The organism is Amycolatopsis sp. lyj-90, from assembly GCF_046549035.1.
In the GTDB taxonomy this organism is placed as follows: Bacteria; Actinomycetota; Actinomycetes; order Mycobacteriales; family Pseudonocardiaceae; genus Amycolatopsis.
On record NZ_JAJPWP010000002.1, the window covers coordinates 493,517 to 509,859 of the forward strand.

Genomic DNA, 16,343 nt, shown 5'->3' on the forward strand with positions numbered 1-16,343 from the left:
ACAGTGAGAGGAATTCGGGCGGCCCTTTCCTTGTCATATTCCTTCTTGACCGCCACCGAGATCTTGTCACGTTCCTCGGTCCTGAGCCGCCGCAGCGGTGCCGCCCGCGCCCGTAGGTAGGGCTAGCCCTACCTCGGAGATCATTGTCTCCTCGGTGGGTTCGCGCCCCGCGCTCGATCAGACTCCTCACCATGGTTCTGGTACAGGATTCGAAGGACGCACCGCCGCGGGATGTCGTCGAGCTCGCCGACGTCACGAAGGTGCACCCTGGCGGGGTGCGGGCGCTCGACGGTGTCACCGTCGGGTTCGGGCGAGGCTCGTTCACCGCGGTGATGGGGCCGTCGGGCTCGGGCAAGTCGACACTGCTGCACTGCGCCGCCGGGCTGGACAGGCCGTCGAGCGGCCGGGTCGTGCTCGCGGGGCAGGACATCGCCGGGCTCCGCGAGCCGAAGCTGACAGCGGTGCGGCGGGCGCACGTCGGGTTCGTGTTCCAGTCGTTCAACCTCGTCGACTCGTTGTCGGTGTGGGACAACGTGTTGCTGCCGCAGCAGCTGGCAGGCAAGCGCCCGGACCGCGAGTGGGCGAAGGAGCTGTTGGCGCGCGTGGGGCTCGCCGGCCGGGAAAAGGCGCGGCCGGGTCAGCTGTCCGGTGGGCAGCAGCAGCGGGTCGCCCTCGCCCGCGCGCTGGCCTCCCGCCCCGGGGTCATCTTCGGTGACGAGCCGACCGGCGCGCTCGACCTCGCCACCGGTCGCGAGGTGCTGGCCCTGTTGCGCCGGTTCGTCGACGAATTCGGCGCGACGATCGTGATGGTCACCCACGATCCGGCGGCGGCGGCCTGGGCGGACCGGGTGGTGTTCCTCGCCGACGGACGGGTCGCGGGCGAGTTGCCCGCTCCCACGGCGGAGCAGGTTTCGGCACGGATGATGGAGCTGACCAAATGATCGTGAAACTGGCGGTGGCGAGCGTCAAGCATCGCCTCGGCTCCTTCGTCGGCACTCTCCTGACCGCCTTCCTCGCGGTCGCCCTGATCGCGGGCAGCGGCCTGCTGCTGTGGTCGGTCCTGACCGCGGGCCCGGGCTCCGATCGCTTCGGGGGTGCCGACGCCGTGGTCGCCGGGCACCGCTCGATCACTCTGACCACCGAGGAGGACAAGGGCGACAAGGTCAAGGTCAAGACGAAGGACGAGCGGCTCACCGGCGCGGAACCGCTGCCGTCCGCCGTCGTCGAAACGGTCGCCGGCACTCCCGGTGTGACCGCGGCGATCGCGGACTACGCGTTCCCGGTCGCGCTCGACTTCGGTGGCGCACCGCTCCGCGCACCGGACGCCGCCACCGTGGCGCACGGCTGGGCGTCCGCCGAAGTGACCCCGTATCCGCTGAGCGACGGCGCCGCGCCGCGACCCGGCGAAGTCGTGATCCAGGGCGGGTTCGGTGTCCGCGTCGGGCAAACGGTGCGAGTGACCAGCCGCTCCGGGGTCCGCGAGCTTCGGGTCAGCGGTGTGGTCGGCGGCGACGTTCCGGGCCAGGCGGCGGTGTTCGTCGCGGATTCCCAGGTCGCCGAGGTGTCCGGGTTGACCGGGCCCACCGCGGTCGCGGTCCGCGGTTCGGAGGCAGGCCTCACCGCCCTGCGGGACCGGCTCGGTGACACGGCGACCGTCCACACCGGAGCGGACAAGGTGACCGCCGATCTCCCCGGCGCGGTGCCCGACTACATCGGCGCCATCTCGATCTTCGGTTTCGTCCTCGGTATCACCGGGTTCGCGGCGGTGTTCGTGCTCACCGGAACGGTGTCGCTCGCGGTCCGGCAACGGCTGCGCGAACTGGCGATGCTGCGCACGGCCGGTGCCACCCCGAGGCAGCTGCGCGGCATGCTGCGCCTGGAGATCACGCTCGTGACCCTGGTCGCGGCCGTTCCCGCACTGCCGACCGGGATCGTGGTGGCGGAACTGGTGGCCGCCCGGTTCCGGGAGCTCGGCGCGGTACCGCCGCAGTTCACCGTGTCGCTGAATGTGCCGGTGCTGATCGCCTCGGTACTGGCAGGTCTGCTGGTGACGGTGTCCGCCACCGGCATCGCGGCCCGCCGGGCGACGCGGATCGCGCCGACCCAGGCACTCCGGGAAACGGTCACCGCGGGCCACGTCGGCTGGGTGCCGCGGGTGGTGGCCGCGGTCGTACTGGCCGGTGGCGCGGCCGCGGTGCTGACCCTGGTCCCGCTCGGCGGCCAGTTCGGCATGGGCATGGGCTTCGTCTCGTGTTCGCTGCTGCTCTGCGCGGTCGCCGCGCTCGGGCCGATCGCGGTCGGCGCGCTGACCGCCGTGGTGTCCCGGCTGGGCGCCGTCACCGGGGTGCTCGGCCGTCTCGCCGGCGCGATGACCCGCGCCGAGAGCCGCCGGGTCGTCGGGGTCGCCATCCCGCTGACCCTGATGTTCGCGATCAACGCCACGATGCTGCTCAACGGCGACATCCTGACCAAGGTCACCGCCGATCAGCAGGCCGCGCGGACCGCGACGGCGACCGTGCGGGTAGCCGCCACCAACGCGCCGGGCCTGCCGCTGACGACCGCGGCCGAGGTCGCCTCGCTGTCCGAGGTGACGGGTTCCGCGGCGACCGTCGGCACCCGTGTGGTCGTCGACGAGGGCGGCAAACCGGAGGACTACGCGGCCCAGGGCCTGCGGACCACCGGCGAGCAGGCACTGGATCTCGGTGTCACCGCGGGCGAACTGCCGCTGCAGGACGGGACGGTCGCGGTGAGCGGCCCGCTCGCCGAGGCCCGTGGCTGGAAGATGGGCGACCGGCCGGTGTTCTGGCTGGCCGACGGCACCCGGGCCGACCTGACCGTGGTCGGTGTCTACGCGAACTGGCGCGGCTTCGGTGACCTCGTCCTGCCCGCCGGACTCGTGGCCGCCCACGACCCCCGCGGTCTCGTCGGCGCCTTGTACCTGCGGGGCCCGGCGGACCTGGCCGAAAAGGTCGGCGAGCGGTGGCCGACGCTCGCGGCGACCGGCGCCGCGGACCCGAAGGCGGGCACGGCGGACGTCCAGAACCAGCAGGCCGCCTGGGAGCTGATGGTGGTCATCTCGCTCGGCTTCACCGCGATCGCCGTGGTCAACACCTTCGCCATCGCCACCGGCGCCCGTCGCCGCGAGTTCGCCGATCTGCGGCTGGCCGGCGCCACGGCACGCCAGCTGCACCGGATGCTCGGCCGGGAAACGTTCATCACCGTCGTCGTCGCGCTCGTGCTCGGCTGCTTGATCAGCGGTGCGGTGGTGGGCACGTTCAGCGTCGCGCAGGACGGGCAGTGGCGGCTGTTCGCCGAACCGGTGCGGTATCTGGCTTTGATCGCCGGGGTCGGTCTGCTCGGTCTGGTCGCCGGGGCGGTCCCCGCCCGCTTGGTGATCAAACGCCGGTCACTGCCCGCTCTCAACGGCTAAGTTGACGTTCATGATCCGCCGCGGGGCCGGCGCACTGGCCTACCTGCTGACCAGCCTGGTGCTGGGGCCCGCCACCTTCGTGTGGGCCCTGGTCACCACGCTGGTCAGCGGCGTGCTGTCGTTCACCTACCTCGGTCCGCCCGCGTTCCTCGCGGTGACGTGGGCGACCCGCCGGATCACCACGCTCGAACGCCTGCGAGCGGGCCTGGTCCTCGGCAGGGCGGTCGAATCCCCCTACGATCCGTTGCCGCGTGCCCACCCGTGGGCACGCGGCCGCGCGGTGATCCGGGATCCGGCGACCTGGCGGGACCTCGCGTGGCTGCTGCTGTTGCCGCTGGCCGGGGTCGCCGGGCTGGCAGGCGCGCTCGTCGCGGTGGTCGACCTCGGCGCGATCGTCGCGCCGCTGTGGCTGTGGGCGGTGCCCAACCCTTATCTGCCGCCGATCGTGGACTGGCTGTTCAACACCGTCGGCGGCCGGTTCGCGCTCACCGTGATCGGGCTGGCGCTGGCACCCGCGGCGTGGTGGCTCGTCGTCACGATGGCCCGGCTGCAGGCCCGGCTGGCGGCGACCCTGCTCGAACCCGGGCCGCGGGCCCGGCTCGCCCGGCGGGCCCGCGAACTGTTCGCCACCCGCAGCCGCGTGGTGGACGTGCAGGCCGCCGAACTCCAGCGGATCGAACGCGACCTGCACGACGGCGCGCAGGCGAGAATGGTGGCCGCCGGGATGACCCTCGCGCTGGCGGACCGCAAGATGCGCATCTCCGGGCAGCCCGCGATGGACGACGTGCGAACCGCGCGCAGGCAACTCGACGAGGCCTTGGCCGAACTGCGGAGGCTGGTGCGCGGCATCCACCCGCCGATCCTCACCGACCGGGGACTGGTCGCCGCGCTCGCGGCCTTGGCGGGCGACGCGCCGCTCCCCATCGGAATCGAAGCGGGAGCACTCGGCGAAATCCCGTCGTCGGTCGAGTCGGCCGCCTACTTCCTGACCGCCGAGTCGATCTCCAACGTCGTCAAGCACGCCGCCGCGGATTCGTGCACCGTGACCATCAGCCGGTCCCCCGGCCTGCTCACGGTCAGGATCCGCGACGACGGCCAAGGCGGCGCCGACCCGCTCGGGTCCGGTTTGGACGGTCTGCGCCGTCGGATCGAAGCACTCGACGGCACCCTGTCGATCACCAGCCCGGTCGGTGGCCCGACCGTCATCCACGCGGAGCTGCCATGCGCATCGTGATCGCCGAAGACCTTCTGCTGCTGCGTGACGGGCTGGTGCGGATGCTCACCGACACCGGGCACACCGTCGTCGCCGCGGTCGCCACCGCCCCCGAACTCGAGGCCGCGGTGGCCGAACACGTGCCCGATCTGTCCATAGTGGACGTCCGGATGCCACCGGGTTTCCGGGACGAGGGACTGCGCGCCGCGCTCGCCATCCGCCGCCGTGAACCGAAGACACCGATCCTGATCCTGTCGCAGTACGTCGAGCGCGCGTACGCCGCCGAACTGATCGCCGACGGCAACGGGGCCGTCGGCTACCTGCTCAAGGACCGGGTGACCGCGCTGGACGAGTTCCTCGACGCCGTCGAGCGCGTCGCCGCCGGCGGTACCGCGATGGACCCAGAGGTCGTGCGGCAGCTTTTCGCCCGCAACAACGGCGACCACGGGATCGCCACCCTCACCGCCCGCGAACGCGAAGTCCTCGGCCTGATCGCGCAAGGCCACTCCAACTCCGCCATCTGCGCCGAACTCGTCCTCGCCCCCGCGTCGGTGGAAAAACACATCAGCAACATCCTGGCGAAATTGGACCTGCCGCCCGCCGACGACAGCCACCGCCGGGTACGCGCGGTGCTGGCCTACCTCAACCACTGACGGACGGCCCCGGCGCCTGTCCGGGCCGCGCGCGTCCGCGCGGCCCGGACGGGTCGATCAGCCGTTGGCGGCGCTGGTGTTGACGTCGCCGTTGACGCCCTTGGGGAAGAACCCGCCGGAGGTGACGGCCTTCGGGTTCAGGTAGACGATGTTGAGGACCTGCCCGGGGGAACGGCTGTAGGCGATGCCGTTGCCGTCGGTGGGCACGATGTTGGCCCGGCCGTTCTTGTCGACGACACCCTGGTCGAGGTCGGTGGTGCCGTCGAGGCTGTCTCGGGCGTTGGAGAGTTTGACGCTGGCTTCGCGGAGGTCCCGGCCGAGCAGGCCGAGGCCGAGGAGTCCGCCGGTGTGCTGGTAGAGCGCGGTGCGGATGTTCGCGGCGTGATACGCCTCGACAGCGAGGATCCCGGCCGCGGCCTCGAGATAGGTCTTGTTGCTGATCAGCGGCGCGGCGCCCTTGTAGGCGGTGACGCCGACGTCTTCGAACAGGTACGCCGCCAGGAGGAAGTTCTCCTCGCAGGCGAACGCGTCGAAACTCTGTCCCTTACGGACCAGGCCCGCCGCCTGTGCGGCCGCGGTGAAGCTGGCCTGCAGGTCGATCGCCGGACGGCTCACCGCCGCGGATCCGAGCGCGGTGCGCAGGAATTCGACGTGCGCCTTCTCGTCCCCGGCGATCTCCTGGGCGTACTGCTTCGTGGCCTTCGTCTTGAACTTCACCGCCCGCCCGCCGCTGACCCCGCCCCGGGTACCGATACCGGTGGTCAGCGAGTCGGCGAGCCCCTTTCCGGTGACGGCGTGCAGGTAGAACTCGGCTTCGAGGTACTCGAGGTTGAGCGCGAAATTGAGCACCGCGCCGTCGCTGACCCCCTCGGCCGCGGCCTGTGCGACGGCCGGGCGCGGAGCAGCGGACGCGATGGAGCCGCCCAGACCACCGAGAGCCCCCGCTCCGACGACACCCAGCCCGGTCACCCCCGCGGCACGCAGGAATCGGCGGCGATCCTGTTCGTTCTCCGCACTGCGATTGATCATCGACGCGGCATAACGCTTGCCGAACACGAGCGATCTCCTTCCCGCCCGTGTCCTGCCTGCGCACAACGACGGGCGTACCCGCCCACCAGGCCGTGGCCGTCGGCGGACGAGGCTCTACTACGCGGACACCCGGTTTTCGTGCTGGGCGGACGATCAGCTTGGTCTTGTCCCGGCTTCGGCCGGAATTCACCAGAAACCGACGTCGCGGGCCCCCACGATCCGGTGAACAATCCCGGGCGATCAGGAATTGAACCGGGCCAGGTCCCGGTCGTAACCTGTGAAAAATGCAGTGGACGACGCTTCTCGCCACGCTCGTCGGGGCGGCCATCGCCATGGGAACCTCGTTGGGAGTGCAGGCGCGCAAGGACAGGCACGAATTGGCGGCCGAGTGGCGGCAGATCCGGCGAGACATGTACATGACCTTTCTTTCCGTATTGGCGAGGTCTCGCAGCGAATTGCTGGCGCTTTCGAAGAAAAAAGACCTGACCGAAGCGGAACTCGACGAGACGGCCCGTCAGGTGTTCGCGTCCTGCTACGAGCAGCGCCACCATCTCGAAGTGGTCGCGCCGCCCGCCGTGACGAACGCCGCGCTGGCCTACTTCCGGACCGTCCGCGGCCTGCGCAACGTGGTGGCGGCGGGCAACGGCGTCACCGACCCGGAATGGAAGGCCAACGCCGGCCAGATCAAGCACACCTTGGAGACCGTTCAGGCGGCGATGCGAGACGACTTGCAGCGAAGGTGACTCGCCTGCCCCGAAGTCCGTAACGGCGCGCTCGATCCCGGCGACTACCTGACGCAGCCCGGGTGACGGGTGGAGTGCGAGGTGGCCATGGGTACTCCGGACCTGTTCGAGCACGCCTACACGGCAGCCGTGTCCGAGGAACTGCCACCGGAGCCGGTGGCCAAGCAGCGGCCAGGTCGCGAACTGAGGCTACGGCGAGCGCCGTCGGCGGCGATCGCGCTCGGCGGATGCGTGGTGACGCCGGACAGGGCGATCGATCCCGGATACGTGGTGATCGAAGACGGGGTCGTCCGGGCCGTCGAGCCTGTCGCGCCCGAGGCCGTGGAAGTGATCGACACCGGAGGTGTGATCGTTCCCGGGTTGATCGACCTGCACGGCCATCCCGAGTTCAACGTGTTCGCCGCGTGGGAACCGCCTCAGCCGTACGTCAACCGGTACGCTTGGCGGGGCAGCGAGCTCTACGCGAAACTCGTTCGTGGGCCACAAAATCTGCTCCTGGAGAAACTGTCGCCGTGGACCCAGCTGCGGTACGCCGAGATCCGCGCGCTCGTCGGCGGGGTGACCGCGATCCAAGGCGCCGGACAGCAAGCCTCCCGCTATCAGGACGAAGCCCTCGTCCGCAACATCGACAAATGGATCTTCGGCGGGCAAGTGGGCCGCGCGATGATCGACCTGCCGTCCGGCACGCGAGGCGCGGACAGTCTCACCAGCATCCTCCGAGGCATCTCCGCGGGCACCGTGAAGGCGTTCTATCTCCATCTGGCCGAAGGCAAGCCGTCCAACGCACGGTCAGCGACCGAGTTCGGCACCCTGGTCGAACTCGGCGGCCTCACTCCCGCCACCGTCATCATCCATGGCACCGCCCTCTCGGAGACCCAACTCGGCGACGCGCACGACGCGGGCGCGAAGCTGGTGTGGTCCCCGCAATCGAATCTGCGTCTCTACGGCGAAACCACCCGGGCCGCGCACGCCGTGCGGCTGGGAATGCCGGTAGGACTGGGGGCCGACTGGCTCCCCTCGGGATCGAGCAGCCTGCTCGCCGAAATGAAGGTCGCCCGGCGATCACTCGCCACCCAAACCGGGCGCGATCCAGGGGCCCGCAAACTCGTCGACATGGTCACCCGCGACGCCGCACGGATCGCCGGTCTCGAGGACATGCTCGGCACCATCGCCGCGGGCCGCCCGGCCGATCTGGCGGTGTTCGAACGACACCACGACGATCCGTGGGAAAACGTCGCGACGGCCGACCCGTCCCACGTTCAGCTCGTGCTGATCGGCGGCGACATCGCCTACGGACACCACGACCTGGTCCACCGGCTTGTCGGCCATGACGCGGCTGACGACTTCGAGCGCCTGCTCGCCTGGGGCAAACCCATGTTGCTCGACACCGGCTACCAAGCACGTCCCGGCGAAGCGGCCCCTCCCAGGCTCAGCGCGCTCCGCACCGAGCTGATCGACGCATACCCGCAAGTAGGGCCGATCTTCGCCTGATCGGTACGGCACCGAGGACCCGCGCTCCTCCGACCAAGGTCGCACCACCGCACTCGACCCCGGTCTAACGCGGTTTGGCCGCTGGCCCGATGTGCTGCCGGTGCCGAATGGCCAGACTCGTCGCCGAGCCAAAAAGCCGGGAACGTCCTTCGGGAGGCCAGTCATGTTCAAGAAGGTGCGAAGCCGCCAGATCGCCCGGCGGGTCAAGCCCGGCGACGGGCACGCGCTGCCTCGGTTCCGCTGGTGGCAGCAGGTCGGCCGCGCACTGTTCTACCTCCGGCTGGACGGCGACGGCGGGGAAACCGTCTACGCCGTCGATGTCCGGCAGGGACGGACCGACTCCTCCGGTTACGCCAACGCCGATCTGTACCTCGACGGGAGGCATCACGCCCGATCCCGGCTCCCGGCCGCCTTCCCCGTCCAGGGCGGCACGATCGAAGTGAAGAAGAGCGCCTTCGGGCTCAAGCGGTGTCACTACGTCACCGCCGAGGGAGCTGAGCGCCAGCTCCGTCCGGATCGTGCCTCGGCCGAAGGGCGCCGCGCCCATTTCGACCACGCCCATCCCTCGCTCAGCCGCGGGATCAGGTTCTTCTCCTCGGTCGTGCTCCTCGTCTCCTTGGCCGTCCTGATCATGCAGCTGCTGGAGAAGCTGACCCGGCCGGCGCCGATCGCCGCGCATATCGGGACCTTCACCTCACCCGTGGACCTTCCTGTGTGGCTCAACATCGCGATCGGGGCCGCCGCGGCGCTGGCCAGCACGGAACGGGCGCTACGGCTGCGGTACCACTGGCTACTCGATGGCGGTGCGGGATGACCGGATCACGTAAGCCCGGTCGCAAGGGAATTCGCACTCACCGGGATCTAAAGCCATTGGAGCATGCCCTCGCCGTTGACAGTGGGGTGTTTCTCGCCGGGTGCCGTGGCCGGCTCCGGCGCGCAGGTCCACACAGAGGGTGGATCCGGTGATATCACGGCAAAAAGGGACCAGCGCGGAGCAGATCGGGCTTCCGTCATCGCCCGCTTGGTTCTGGTGCACCTGGTCCGGGCCGCAGCACGTCGGGTCTGTGGCAGAGGACCCCGAAAGCCGTTGGTATTCCTCGTAAACCCGCCGCGTGGCGAGGGGCACGAACCCATTCGGCACCAGGTTCCCGGCGCGTTGATCGTATCGATCGGCGATACCGTCCATGAGCGCCCACCAGCCGACGAGATCCGCCGGGAGCGAGAGACCGACTAGGCGTTGCAGATCGCGGAGATCCTCTGCCGGTCCGGGCGGGCGGATCTCGCGGGCGGTGGCGGGGGCGTGTTCCCGCAGCAGGTTCATGATCCGTTGCCATGTCCCGTTCACCGGTGCGGTCACAGATTCCCCTCCTCCTGATTCACTCTCCGCGCAGATGCCGAAACCGTGAAAGTGACAATTCGATCAGGCTTCTCCGGCCGAGATTCACCTTGGGCCACATAGCGGGGGCCATCCGGTTCTTGAAACGGTGATGCTACGGATTCGACTCGCAAAGGAGAAGCTATGCGTACCATGAAAGGGAAGATCGCCGCACTGCTCGTGGCCGGAGCGGCGGCGGTGGCACTGGCACCATCGGCGAGCGCGGCGCCTCTGCCGAACTTCTCGGTGGGTCTCCAGCTGAGCGATGGCGGCTGCCGCACCGAGTTCGGCACCCCGGGGTTCACCAGATTCGCCAACTTCGGCGGCACAAGCGCCACCCCGTGGGTCAGTGACACCACCAGGTTCGATCCGGACTGCGCCCGCATCTTCCTCAACCCCGCGTTCGGCGGCGGGCTGCTCAGGGGCGATATCGACTTCCGCATCGGCGGCCGGGCACGGGACAACAACGGCAGGGAACTCGGCGCCATCGTCTACACCCCCTGGGCAAGCGACGGCGGCGGGAACACCGAGGGAATGATCACCGACTCCAACTCCTTCGATCCCGACGAGTACCAGTTGTTCCTCGAGACCCGGCCGCTGCCACCGGGCGCGGGATTCACCGACTTCCGATTCATGATCTTCGCGCGCGACGCCGGTGAGGGTGACGGAGAAGCGAAGTTCACGCCGTGGGCGAGCCAGAACGGTGGCCCGAGCCCGTATGCGCCGGACCGCAACTTTTTCGACCCGGACGGGTACGTGATCGGGCTGGAGGTCGTCTAGTTCCGTGGGACCACAACGAAAAGCCCGCTCCCAGGCGCGGGCTTTTCGTTCGTCAGGCCGATACCCAGCCGACGTGTCACTCGCCTCGTGACCAGGTGGGTTCTCCTTCGTACGTCGTGATCGACCGCACCTGACAGCCCATCGCGTCGACGGCGTCCAAGATCACGGTGCGCGCCTCCTCGTCGTCTTCCGGCGGGTACGCGACCCGTATCCCGTGCCCGTAAGCGTTTTCGTAGGTCAGCAACCAGTCTCGGCCGACAGCCTTGAAATGATCCTGGCGGCCGCTTTCTCCTCCGTCGAACGCGCCTCGGTCGGCGGTGGGTCTCACAGCGTCGCGCAAGATCCGGAGCCTCTGCTCATACGGCAGCTCTCCACCGTGAAGCCTGACAAGGACGTGGGATCGATCGCGGCGGGGATCGAACCACGGCGCCGGCGGCGGTGATCCGAGCAAGGGCATGTCGAGCTCCCCGCCGAAGTAGGCGCAGAGAAACGCCACCGCACTCGACTCATAGCGATCCGCGCTGTCCCGCGGGTTCCAGACCACGGTCGTCCAGTCGTCGGGCTCGCCGCCGGTGAGCCAGCACAACGAGTCGCCGTTGCCGGTACGAGCCCACTCCAGCACGCCACCCGGTTCCGGCCACAGCGGGAACGGCACCGCCTCCGGAAACTCATCTCGAAAGCCCCCGGCCATCGGGAGGAGATCACGCGCGCTCGTGAGGAGATCATCAGGGCTCAGGAGGGAGATGTCATCGAAATCTCCCTCCCCATAGCGAGCAGCTAGTTCCTTGAAGTCAGACGGCAGAACAAGCCCGAGCTCGACCTCGACCGCCTGCCAGTCGCCGCCGAAACCGACCGGGTTCTCCGGCGGTGTGATCAACCGGACCAGATCATCAAGTGTCGCCACGCCGAGAGGATACGGGGATCGGGCCGCTCAGCCCGATCCCGTCCTTTGCCGCGGGATGGCTCCCTCCGGCGGAGGCGGTATCGGCGGGAATCCGGTCATCGCGTAGCCCATCAGTGCCAGGCCCTCCACGACCAACGCGACGAGCGACCGGAGCCTCTGGCTCCCGCGCGGTGCCGGCCTGGGCCGGTGCGGGATCGACACAGCGTTCGGCATCAGGGCTCCTGGCCGCTGACGCGGACGTGCCTGTCGCGCCCGGCACCGTAACCGGCACCGGCCATGACCAGGCTCAACCCGGCGAGGAGAAGGAGCGCGGCAGTCCAGCTGCCGGTCGTGTCGTGGAGGACACCCAGGAGAAGTGGCCCTGCCGCGGCGACAAGGTAGCCCACCGACTGCGCCATCCCGGCCAGTGCGGTGGTCTCGCCGGGGCCAGTGGCACGTTGACTTTGAAAGCTCAGGGCCAGCACGAGGCAGGCTCCGTTGCCCAACCCGAGAAGCGTGCACGCCACGACGGCGAGAGACGGCAGAAGAAGCAGAATCGTGAAGCCCGCGGCGGCGATCACGGCGGCGGCCGCGGCGATGTAGCGCTGATCATGGCGGCCCCGGGTGAGCAGGGGCAGCGACAAACCCGCGACCAGCGCGACGACCTGGTAGTAGAACAGCATCCAGCCCGCGCTCGCCGTGCTCGTCCCCTGCTGCCCGAGGATGCTGGGCAGCCAGGCGATGGCGGTGTAGAAGGCCAGGGATTGCAGGCCCATGAAGAAGGCCACCTGCCACGCCAGCCAGGATTTCCACGGGGTCCGGGCATGGGTCCCAGGGGATCGCGCGCCGCCGTCCTGGCGGGCTTCGCGTAGCCGGGGCAGCCATGCGACGAGAGCGACGACGGCGATGACCACTCCCCAGGCCAGGGCCGAATGCCAGGTTCCGGGCAGGACATCGGAGAGCGGGACGGAGACGCCGGACGACACGGCGGCGACCACGCCCATGACGGTGACATAGAGGGCGCTGACGGTGTGCACCCTCGGACCCGGGACATGGGTGCGGATCACCGTGGGCAGCAGGACGTTGCCGACCGCGATCGCCGCCGCGAGGATCACCGTTCCCGCGAACAGGCAGGCGATCGAGGGCAGCGACCGGACCACCGTGCCCACCACGAGCGCGGCGAGAGCCACCACGAGGAGGCGGGTGGTGCCGACCCGGTGCGAAACCCGGCCGACGAAGGGCGAAGTCGCCGCGAACATGAGCAGCGGCACCGTGTTCAGCACACCACCCGCGGACGCGGTCAACCCGGTGTCGCGCTCGATGGCGGGCAACAGCGTTCCCACCCCGGTCAGGGTCACGCGGAGGTTGGCCGCCACCAAGAGGATCGCGATCAGCAGGCCGGCCGACAGAACCGGTGTGGTGGCCTGCCCCCTGACAGGGGCGAGGTCGACGTCGGGAGGACTCGAAGTGGTCACTGCTGTGGGTCCGTTCCGGTCTCGGTGAGCTTCACGATCTCGGTGGCGCAGTAGCGGGCGCCGACTTCGTCCTGGGCGGCGATCGCGTCGACGAGCCGCCGGTGCAGGACGGTGTGCTCCGCGGCCGTGGTGGTCGACCAGGTCATGGCGCCGATCTGCTCGGTGACCGCGACGCTCAGGACGTCGTAGACCTCGGTGAGCAGGCTGTTCCCGCTTGCCGTCACCACCGCCTGGTGGAAGCGGGCGTCGACCTCCGCGCCGGTGGCCGCCTCCGCGGCCGTTTCGGCCTCGTCGAGCAAGTCCCGAAGGCGGGTCAAGTCGTCTTCGGAGCGCCGCAAAGCGGCCAGGCCCGAGGCGTACTCCTCCAGTACCGCACGGAGTTCCAACACATCGCTCCGCCTTGAGCTGGTGGCCCTTCGCATCAGCGCCAGGTGCATCTCGCTTGCCGACCGGACATACGTCCCGTCACCCCTCCGAGCCTCCAGCAGCCCCATGTGCACCAGTGCGCCGAGCGCTTCGCGCACCGTCGTGCGCCCGACGCCGAGTTGCTTGACCAGGTCGTGCTCGGGCGGAATCCGCGTCCCCACGGGCCATACGCCCGAGGCGATCTGCTCACGAAGGGTGTCCACCAGCTGTGCCGACAGGCTCGCGACGCGACGCGGCGTCCGAAGATCGTTCATAAGGCGACCCTAACACCGAATGTCTGACATTTGTCAGTGTGACGCAGGTCGCGCTCGACCTGCGGTGGGGACTAGCGCCTGAACCAGCGCCGTCGCTTCGACGGGTTTTCCGCGGATTCGGTCGGCTCCAGTCCCAAACTTCCGGTCAGGAAGAAGGTCCCGGTCACGATGTTGCCGCGCGCGGGCGGGTGCTCGAGGTCGGTGGTCGCGATGGCGACATCGAGCTCGATCTTGGCGATGGTGCGCACCCGGATCCGATGAAAAGCCTTACCGGTAAAGGTGTTCACCGGAGTAGCGACCTCGATGACCTCACCGGCGAACAGCGCGTGCGCCGAGGGCGTCTGGTTGGGCGAGCGCTCCGCGAGCGAGAAAGTCCCGGAAGGGATGAAGAAGTCGGCGGCGAACTTCGGCCCGTCATCGTCCTGCGAGGCGAAGTAAGCCTCGGCGTCGGCGTGCACGGTGACCTCTTCGGCCAGAGCCGCCAGCACCAGGGATCCGCTCTCGAGCCGCCCGCCGGAGTGGGCGAGGACCGCTCGGTCTTCAAGCTCCACCGCGACGGGGCAGACCATCTCCCCGTCGACGCCGTCGAGAAGTTCGAGCATCACTGTCTCGTCATCGACGAGGCGAACGTCGCGCACCGGCACCGCGGATGTCGTGCCTGCCAGGCACGGCAGAAGGAACTCGATCTCGCGGTTGCGGATCTGCGCGACCAGGCGAGCGCCCGAGGGATCGGTCCACACATGTTCGCTGATCTTCGTGGTGATCTGCCGGGCTGTGCCCGCGCCGATCAGGGAGACGACCTTCTCCCCGAACTCGTCCTGGCCGGTGACACCGATCCCGATCGCCTCGAAGTGGCTGGACACGATCACTCCCCCTGTTTCACGTCCACCGGAGAGTACTGGCCGGGCCGAACAAGGTCATCCGGGTTTCCGTGGCAGGCCGGAGCCGGTCATCCTGACACCGCCCGGCGGATCTCTTCCGCCACCCAGGCCATGGTCGTGCGAGCCCGCACGGGGTCATCGGTGAGAAAGTAGTGGTCCACTCCCGGCGTCCGGTCGTACACGACGTCGACTCGGGCTTCACGCAGCCGGGCCGCGTACCGATCACCGTCTCCGCGCAAGGCGTCGTGCTCGCCGGTGAGGACGACCGCACGCGGCAGTCCCGTCAGATCGGGGGCCAGCAAGGGTGAGGCGTAGGGGTGCCGCCGGGTCGACGGGTCCGGGAAGTACACCCGGCGGACCAGATCGCGCAGGCCCGGCGAGATCATCCCGCCCGCGACCGGGTCCGGGTCACTCGCGAGATCCAGTGCGGGCACCCCGAGCACCTGGAGTTCCGGCCGCCAGGCGCCGGCGTCACGGGCCTGCAGGCAGACGGCCGCCGCGAGCCCGCCGCCGGAGGAAAACCCTCCCACCGCAACCCGTGCTCCGGTGGCCACCCAGGAGGCGGCGTCGAAACATTGGTGCTGCGCCACCGGGAACGCGACGTAAGGACCACATCGGAAGTCGACGTTGTACACGGTCAGCCCCGCCGTCGCGGCGACATAGCGGCACCACCAGTCGTCCATGGCCGGGTGGCGCATCAGCCAGGCTCCGCCGTGAAAGTGCACGTACGCGCCATCGGAGGCCGGGTCCGGCGGCCGGTAGACGTAGACGCGGACTTTTCCATGCCGGGTCGGGATCCACACGGCCTTCGGCGAGGGCAGCTCGTTCCCGGCGAACCGCAACGTTTCCCCGTACCGCACGGTCCATCGCGCCGACGCGTGCATGACCGTCGCCGTGAGCCGATCCCGGAACCTCATACCGTTGGTTCGGATCCGCTCCGCCGCCGGACGGGTGCCGGCCGCCGCCGTGGCCATGGAGTGAACCGGCGACGGCGACGACCGGCGGAACGCTGCCGAATCAGCGTTCCCTCGCGTCTGGGCCACCTGCTCCCCGACGCAAGATAAGAGGACGCGAAGCTCAGGTCACGGTTTTCGGTTTCAGGACCCTGTCGATCACGAAGATGGTCGCGTTCCCGGCCGGAACGTTGCCGCACAAGATCTTCGCGCCGTCGATCGTCATGTTCTCGCCGAAACCCTCGATCTTCACCGGGCCACCGGCGCCGTCGAGACTCGACACGGACCCGGCGACCGCGAGCCCCTTGGCGTCGAACCGCTTGCCGATGACGTGGTGGCGCAGGATCGGCTCCGGAACGGCGTCGCCGAGAGCCGCGTCGGCGGGAGCGAAGACCGTGACCGCGGTACCGAGCAGGCCCGCTGTCTCGGCCGCGGCAAGAAATCGGGACGGCATCGGCGAACACGCCGGGCCGAAGACGTCCGCTTTCGTCGTCGAACCGTCCGGTGATCCGGTGAGTCCCGCGGCGCCCGCCAGGACCGGCACGGACGGAATCGTCGTTCTGTTCGGAGGACCTGCGGCATCCGAGGCAGTACCGCAAGCCGCGAGAATCGCCGTGGCGGCGGCCAGAAGCCCGGCCCCGGCGACACGAACCTTGGTCACAGTCAGGCTCCCGTGGTTCCACTGGCGGAAGGGTGTCCTTCTCCGGGGAGGCTCGGAGAAGGACACCCTCATCCTGATGTCCGATGTGGACCGTTG

16 protein-coding genes are annotated in these 16,343 nt (G+C 69.3%); 8 read left to right on the forward strand and 8 right to left on the reverse strand.

Annotated features, from left to right (window positions below):
• Positions 1-191 precede the first annotated feature (191 nt).
• From ACLJPX_RS07990 to ACLJPX_RS08005, 4 genes are read left to right on the forward strand one after another with little or no spacing between them, the layout of a single operon-like run.
• Positions 192-941: an ABC transporter ATP-binding protein gene (locus ACLJPX_RS07990; protein ID WP_101609089.1), complete on the forward strand. Its 750-nt coding sequence runs from the start codon at positions 192-194 to the stop codon at positions 939-941.
• On the forward strand, positions 938-3,430 hold the full coding sequence (locus tag ACLJPX_RS07995) for an FtsX-like permease family protein (protein ID WP_410599462.1): 2,493 nt from the start codon (positions 938-940) through the stop codon (positions 3,428-3,430). Before ACLJPX_RS07990 ends, ACLJPX_RS07995 begins: the two co-directional genes overlap by 4 nt.
• A 10-nt stretch (positions 3,431-3,440) precedes the next feature.
• Entirely contained in the window at positions 3,441-4,664 is a 1,224-nt protein-coding gene (locus ACLJPX_RS08000) for a sensor histidine kinase (protein ID WP_410599463.1), read from the forward strand.
• On the forward strand, positions 4,652-5,296 hold the full coding sequence (locus ACLJPX_RS08005) for a response regulator transcription factor (protein ID WP_410599464.1): 645 nt from the start codon (positions 4,652-4,654) through the stop codon (positions 5,294-5,296). The genes ACLJPX_RS08000 and ACLJPX_RS08005 overlap by 13 nt, the downstream gene beginning before the upstream one ends.
• 57 nt (positions 5,297-5,353) lie before the next feature.
• Here ACLJPX_RS08005 and ACLJPX_RS08010 read toward each other — a convergent pair whose 3' ends face one another.
• On the reverse strand, positions 5,354-6,352 hold the full coding sequence (locus tag ACLJPX_RS08010; RefSeq protein ID WP_410599465.1) for a ferritin-like domain-containing protein: 999 nt from the start codon (positions 6,350-6,352) through the stop codon (positions 5,354-5,356).
• A gap of 257 nt (positions 6,353-6,609) precedes the next feature.
• On the opposite strand from ACLJPX_RS08010, the gene ACLJPX_RS08015 reads away from it, so the two are divergent.
• The 3 genes from ACLJPX_RS08015 (at position 6,610) to ACLJPX_RS08025 (ending at position 9,373) form a co-directional block, all read left to right on the forward strand.
• Complete coding sequence (locus ACLJPX_RS08015; protein WP_410599466.1) at positions 6,610-7,068, forward strand: hypothetical protein; 459 nt, start codon at positions 6,610-6,612, stop codon at positions 7,066-7,068.
• A gap of 87 nt (positions 7,069-7,155) precedes the next feature.
• On the forward strand, positions 7,156-8,559 hold the full coding sequence (locus ACLJPX_RS08020; RefSeq protein ID WP_410599467.1) for an amidohydrolase family protein: 1,404 nt from the start codon (positions 7,156-7,158) through the stop codon (positions 8,557-8,559).
• A gap of 163 nt (positions 8,560-8,722) precedes the next feature.
• Complete coding sequence (locus ACLJPX_RS08025) at positions 8,723-9,373, forward strand: hypothetical protein (protein WP_410599468.1); 651 nt, start codon at positions 8,723-8,725, stop codon at positions 9,371-9,373.
• Here ACLJPX_RS08025 and ACLJPX_RS08030 read toward each other — a convergent pair.
• Positions 9,350-9,916 carry an SMI1/KNR4 family protein gene (locus ACLJPX_RS08030; RefSeq protein WP_410599469.1) on the reverse strand — a complete coding sequence of 189 codons (567 nt, stop codon included), beginning with the start codon at positions 9,914-9,916 and terminating at the stop codon, positions 9,350-9,352. The two genes, ACLJPX_RS08025 and ACLJPX_RS08030, sit on opposite strands and share 24 nt — an antisense overlap.
• A gap of 162 nt (positions 9,917-10,078) precedes the next feature.
• Here ACLJPX_RS08030 and ACLJPX_RS08035 point away from each other — a divergent pair, with 162 nt between their 5' ends.
• Positions 10,079-10,714 (forward strand): hypothetical protein, encoded by a 636-nt coding sequence (locus ACLJPX_RS08035; protein WP_410599470.1) that lies wholly within the window; start codon positions 10,079-10,081, stop codon positions 10,712-10,714.
• Positions 10,715-10,790: 76 nt separating this feature from the next.
• On the opposite strand, the gene ACLJPX_RS08040 is transcribed toward ACLJPX_RS08035, so the two are convergent.
• From ACLJPX_RS08040 to ACLJPX_RS08065, 6 genes are all read right to left on the reverse strand, one after another.
• The gene (locus ACLJPX_RS08040; protein WP_410599471.1) at positions 10,791-11,618 is read right to left on the reverse strand and encodes an SMI1/KNR4 family protein; all 828 of its coding nucleotides are present in this window, start codon (positions 11,616-11,618) and stop codon (positions 10,791-10,793) included.
• A 212-nt stretch (positions 11,619-11,830) separates the two neighbouring features.
• On the reverse strand, positions 11,831-13,072 hold the full coding sequence (locus ACLJPX_RS08045; protein WP_410599472.1) for a CynX/NimT family MFS transporter: 1,242 nt from the start codon (positions 13,070-13,072) through the stop codon (positions 11,831-11,833).
• Positions 13,069-13,752 (reverse strand): FadR/GntR family transcriptional regulator, encoded by a 684-nt coding sequence (locus ACLJPX_RS08050; protein ID WP_101609099.1) that lies wholly within the window; start codon positions 13,750-13,752, stop codon positions 13,069-13,071. Before ACLJPX_RS08050 ends, ACLJPX_RS08045 begins: the two co-directional genes overlap by 4 nt.
• A 71-nt stretch (positions 13,753-13,823) precedes the next feature.
• On the reverse strand, positions 13,824-14,615 hold the full coding sequence (locus tag ACLJPX_RS08055) for a hypothetical protein (protein WP_410599473.1): 792 nt from the start codon (positions 14,613-14,615) through the stop codon (positions 13,824-13,826).
• A gap of 86 nt (positions 14,616-14,701) precedes the next feature.
• A complete protein-coding gene (locus ACLJPX_RS08060; protein WP_410599474.1) occupies positions 14,702-15,550 on the reverse strand; it encodes an alpha/beta hydrolase in 849 nt (282 codons plus the stop codon).
• Positions 15,551-15,710: 160 nt separating this feature from the next.
• The gene (locus ACLJPX_RS08065; RefSeq protein ID WP_410599475.1) at positions 15,711-16,247 is read right to left on the reverse strand and encodes a fasciclin domain-containing protein; all 537 of its coding nucleotides are present in this window, start codon (positions 16,245-16,247) and stop codon (positions 15,711-15,713) included.
• Positions 16,248-16,343: the final 96 nt, after the last annotated feature.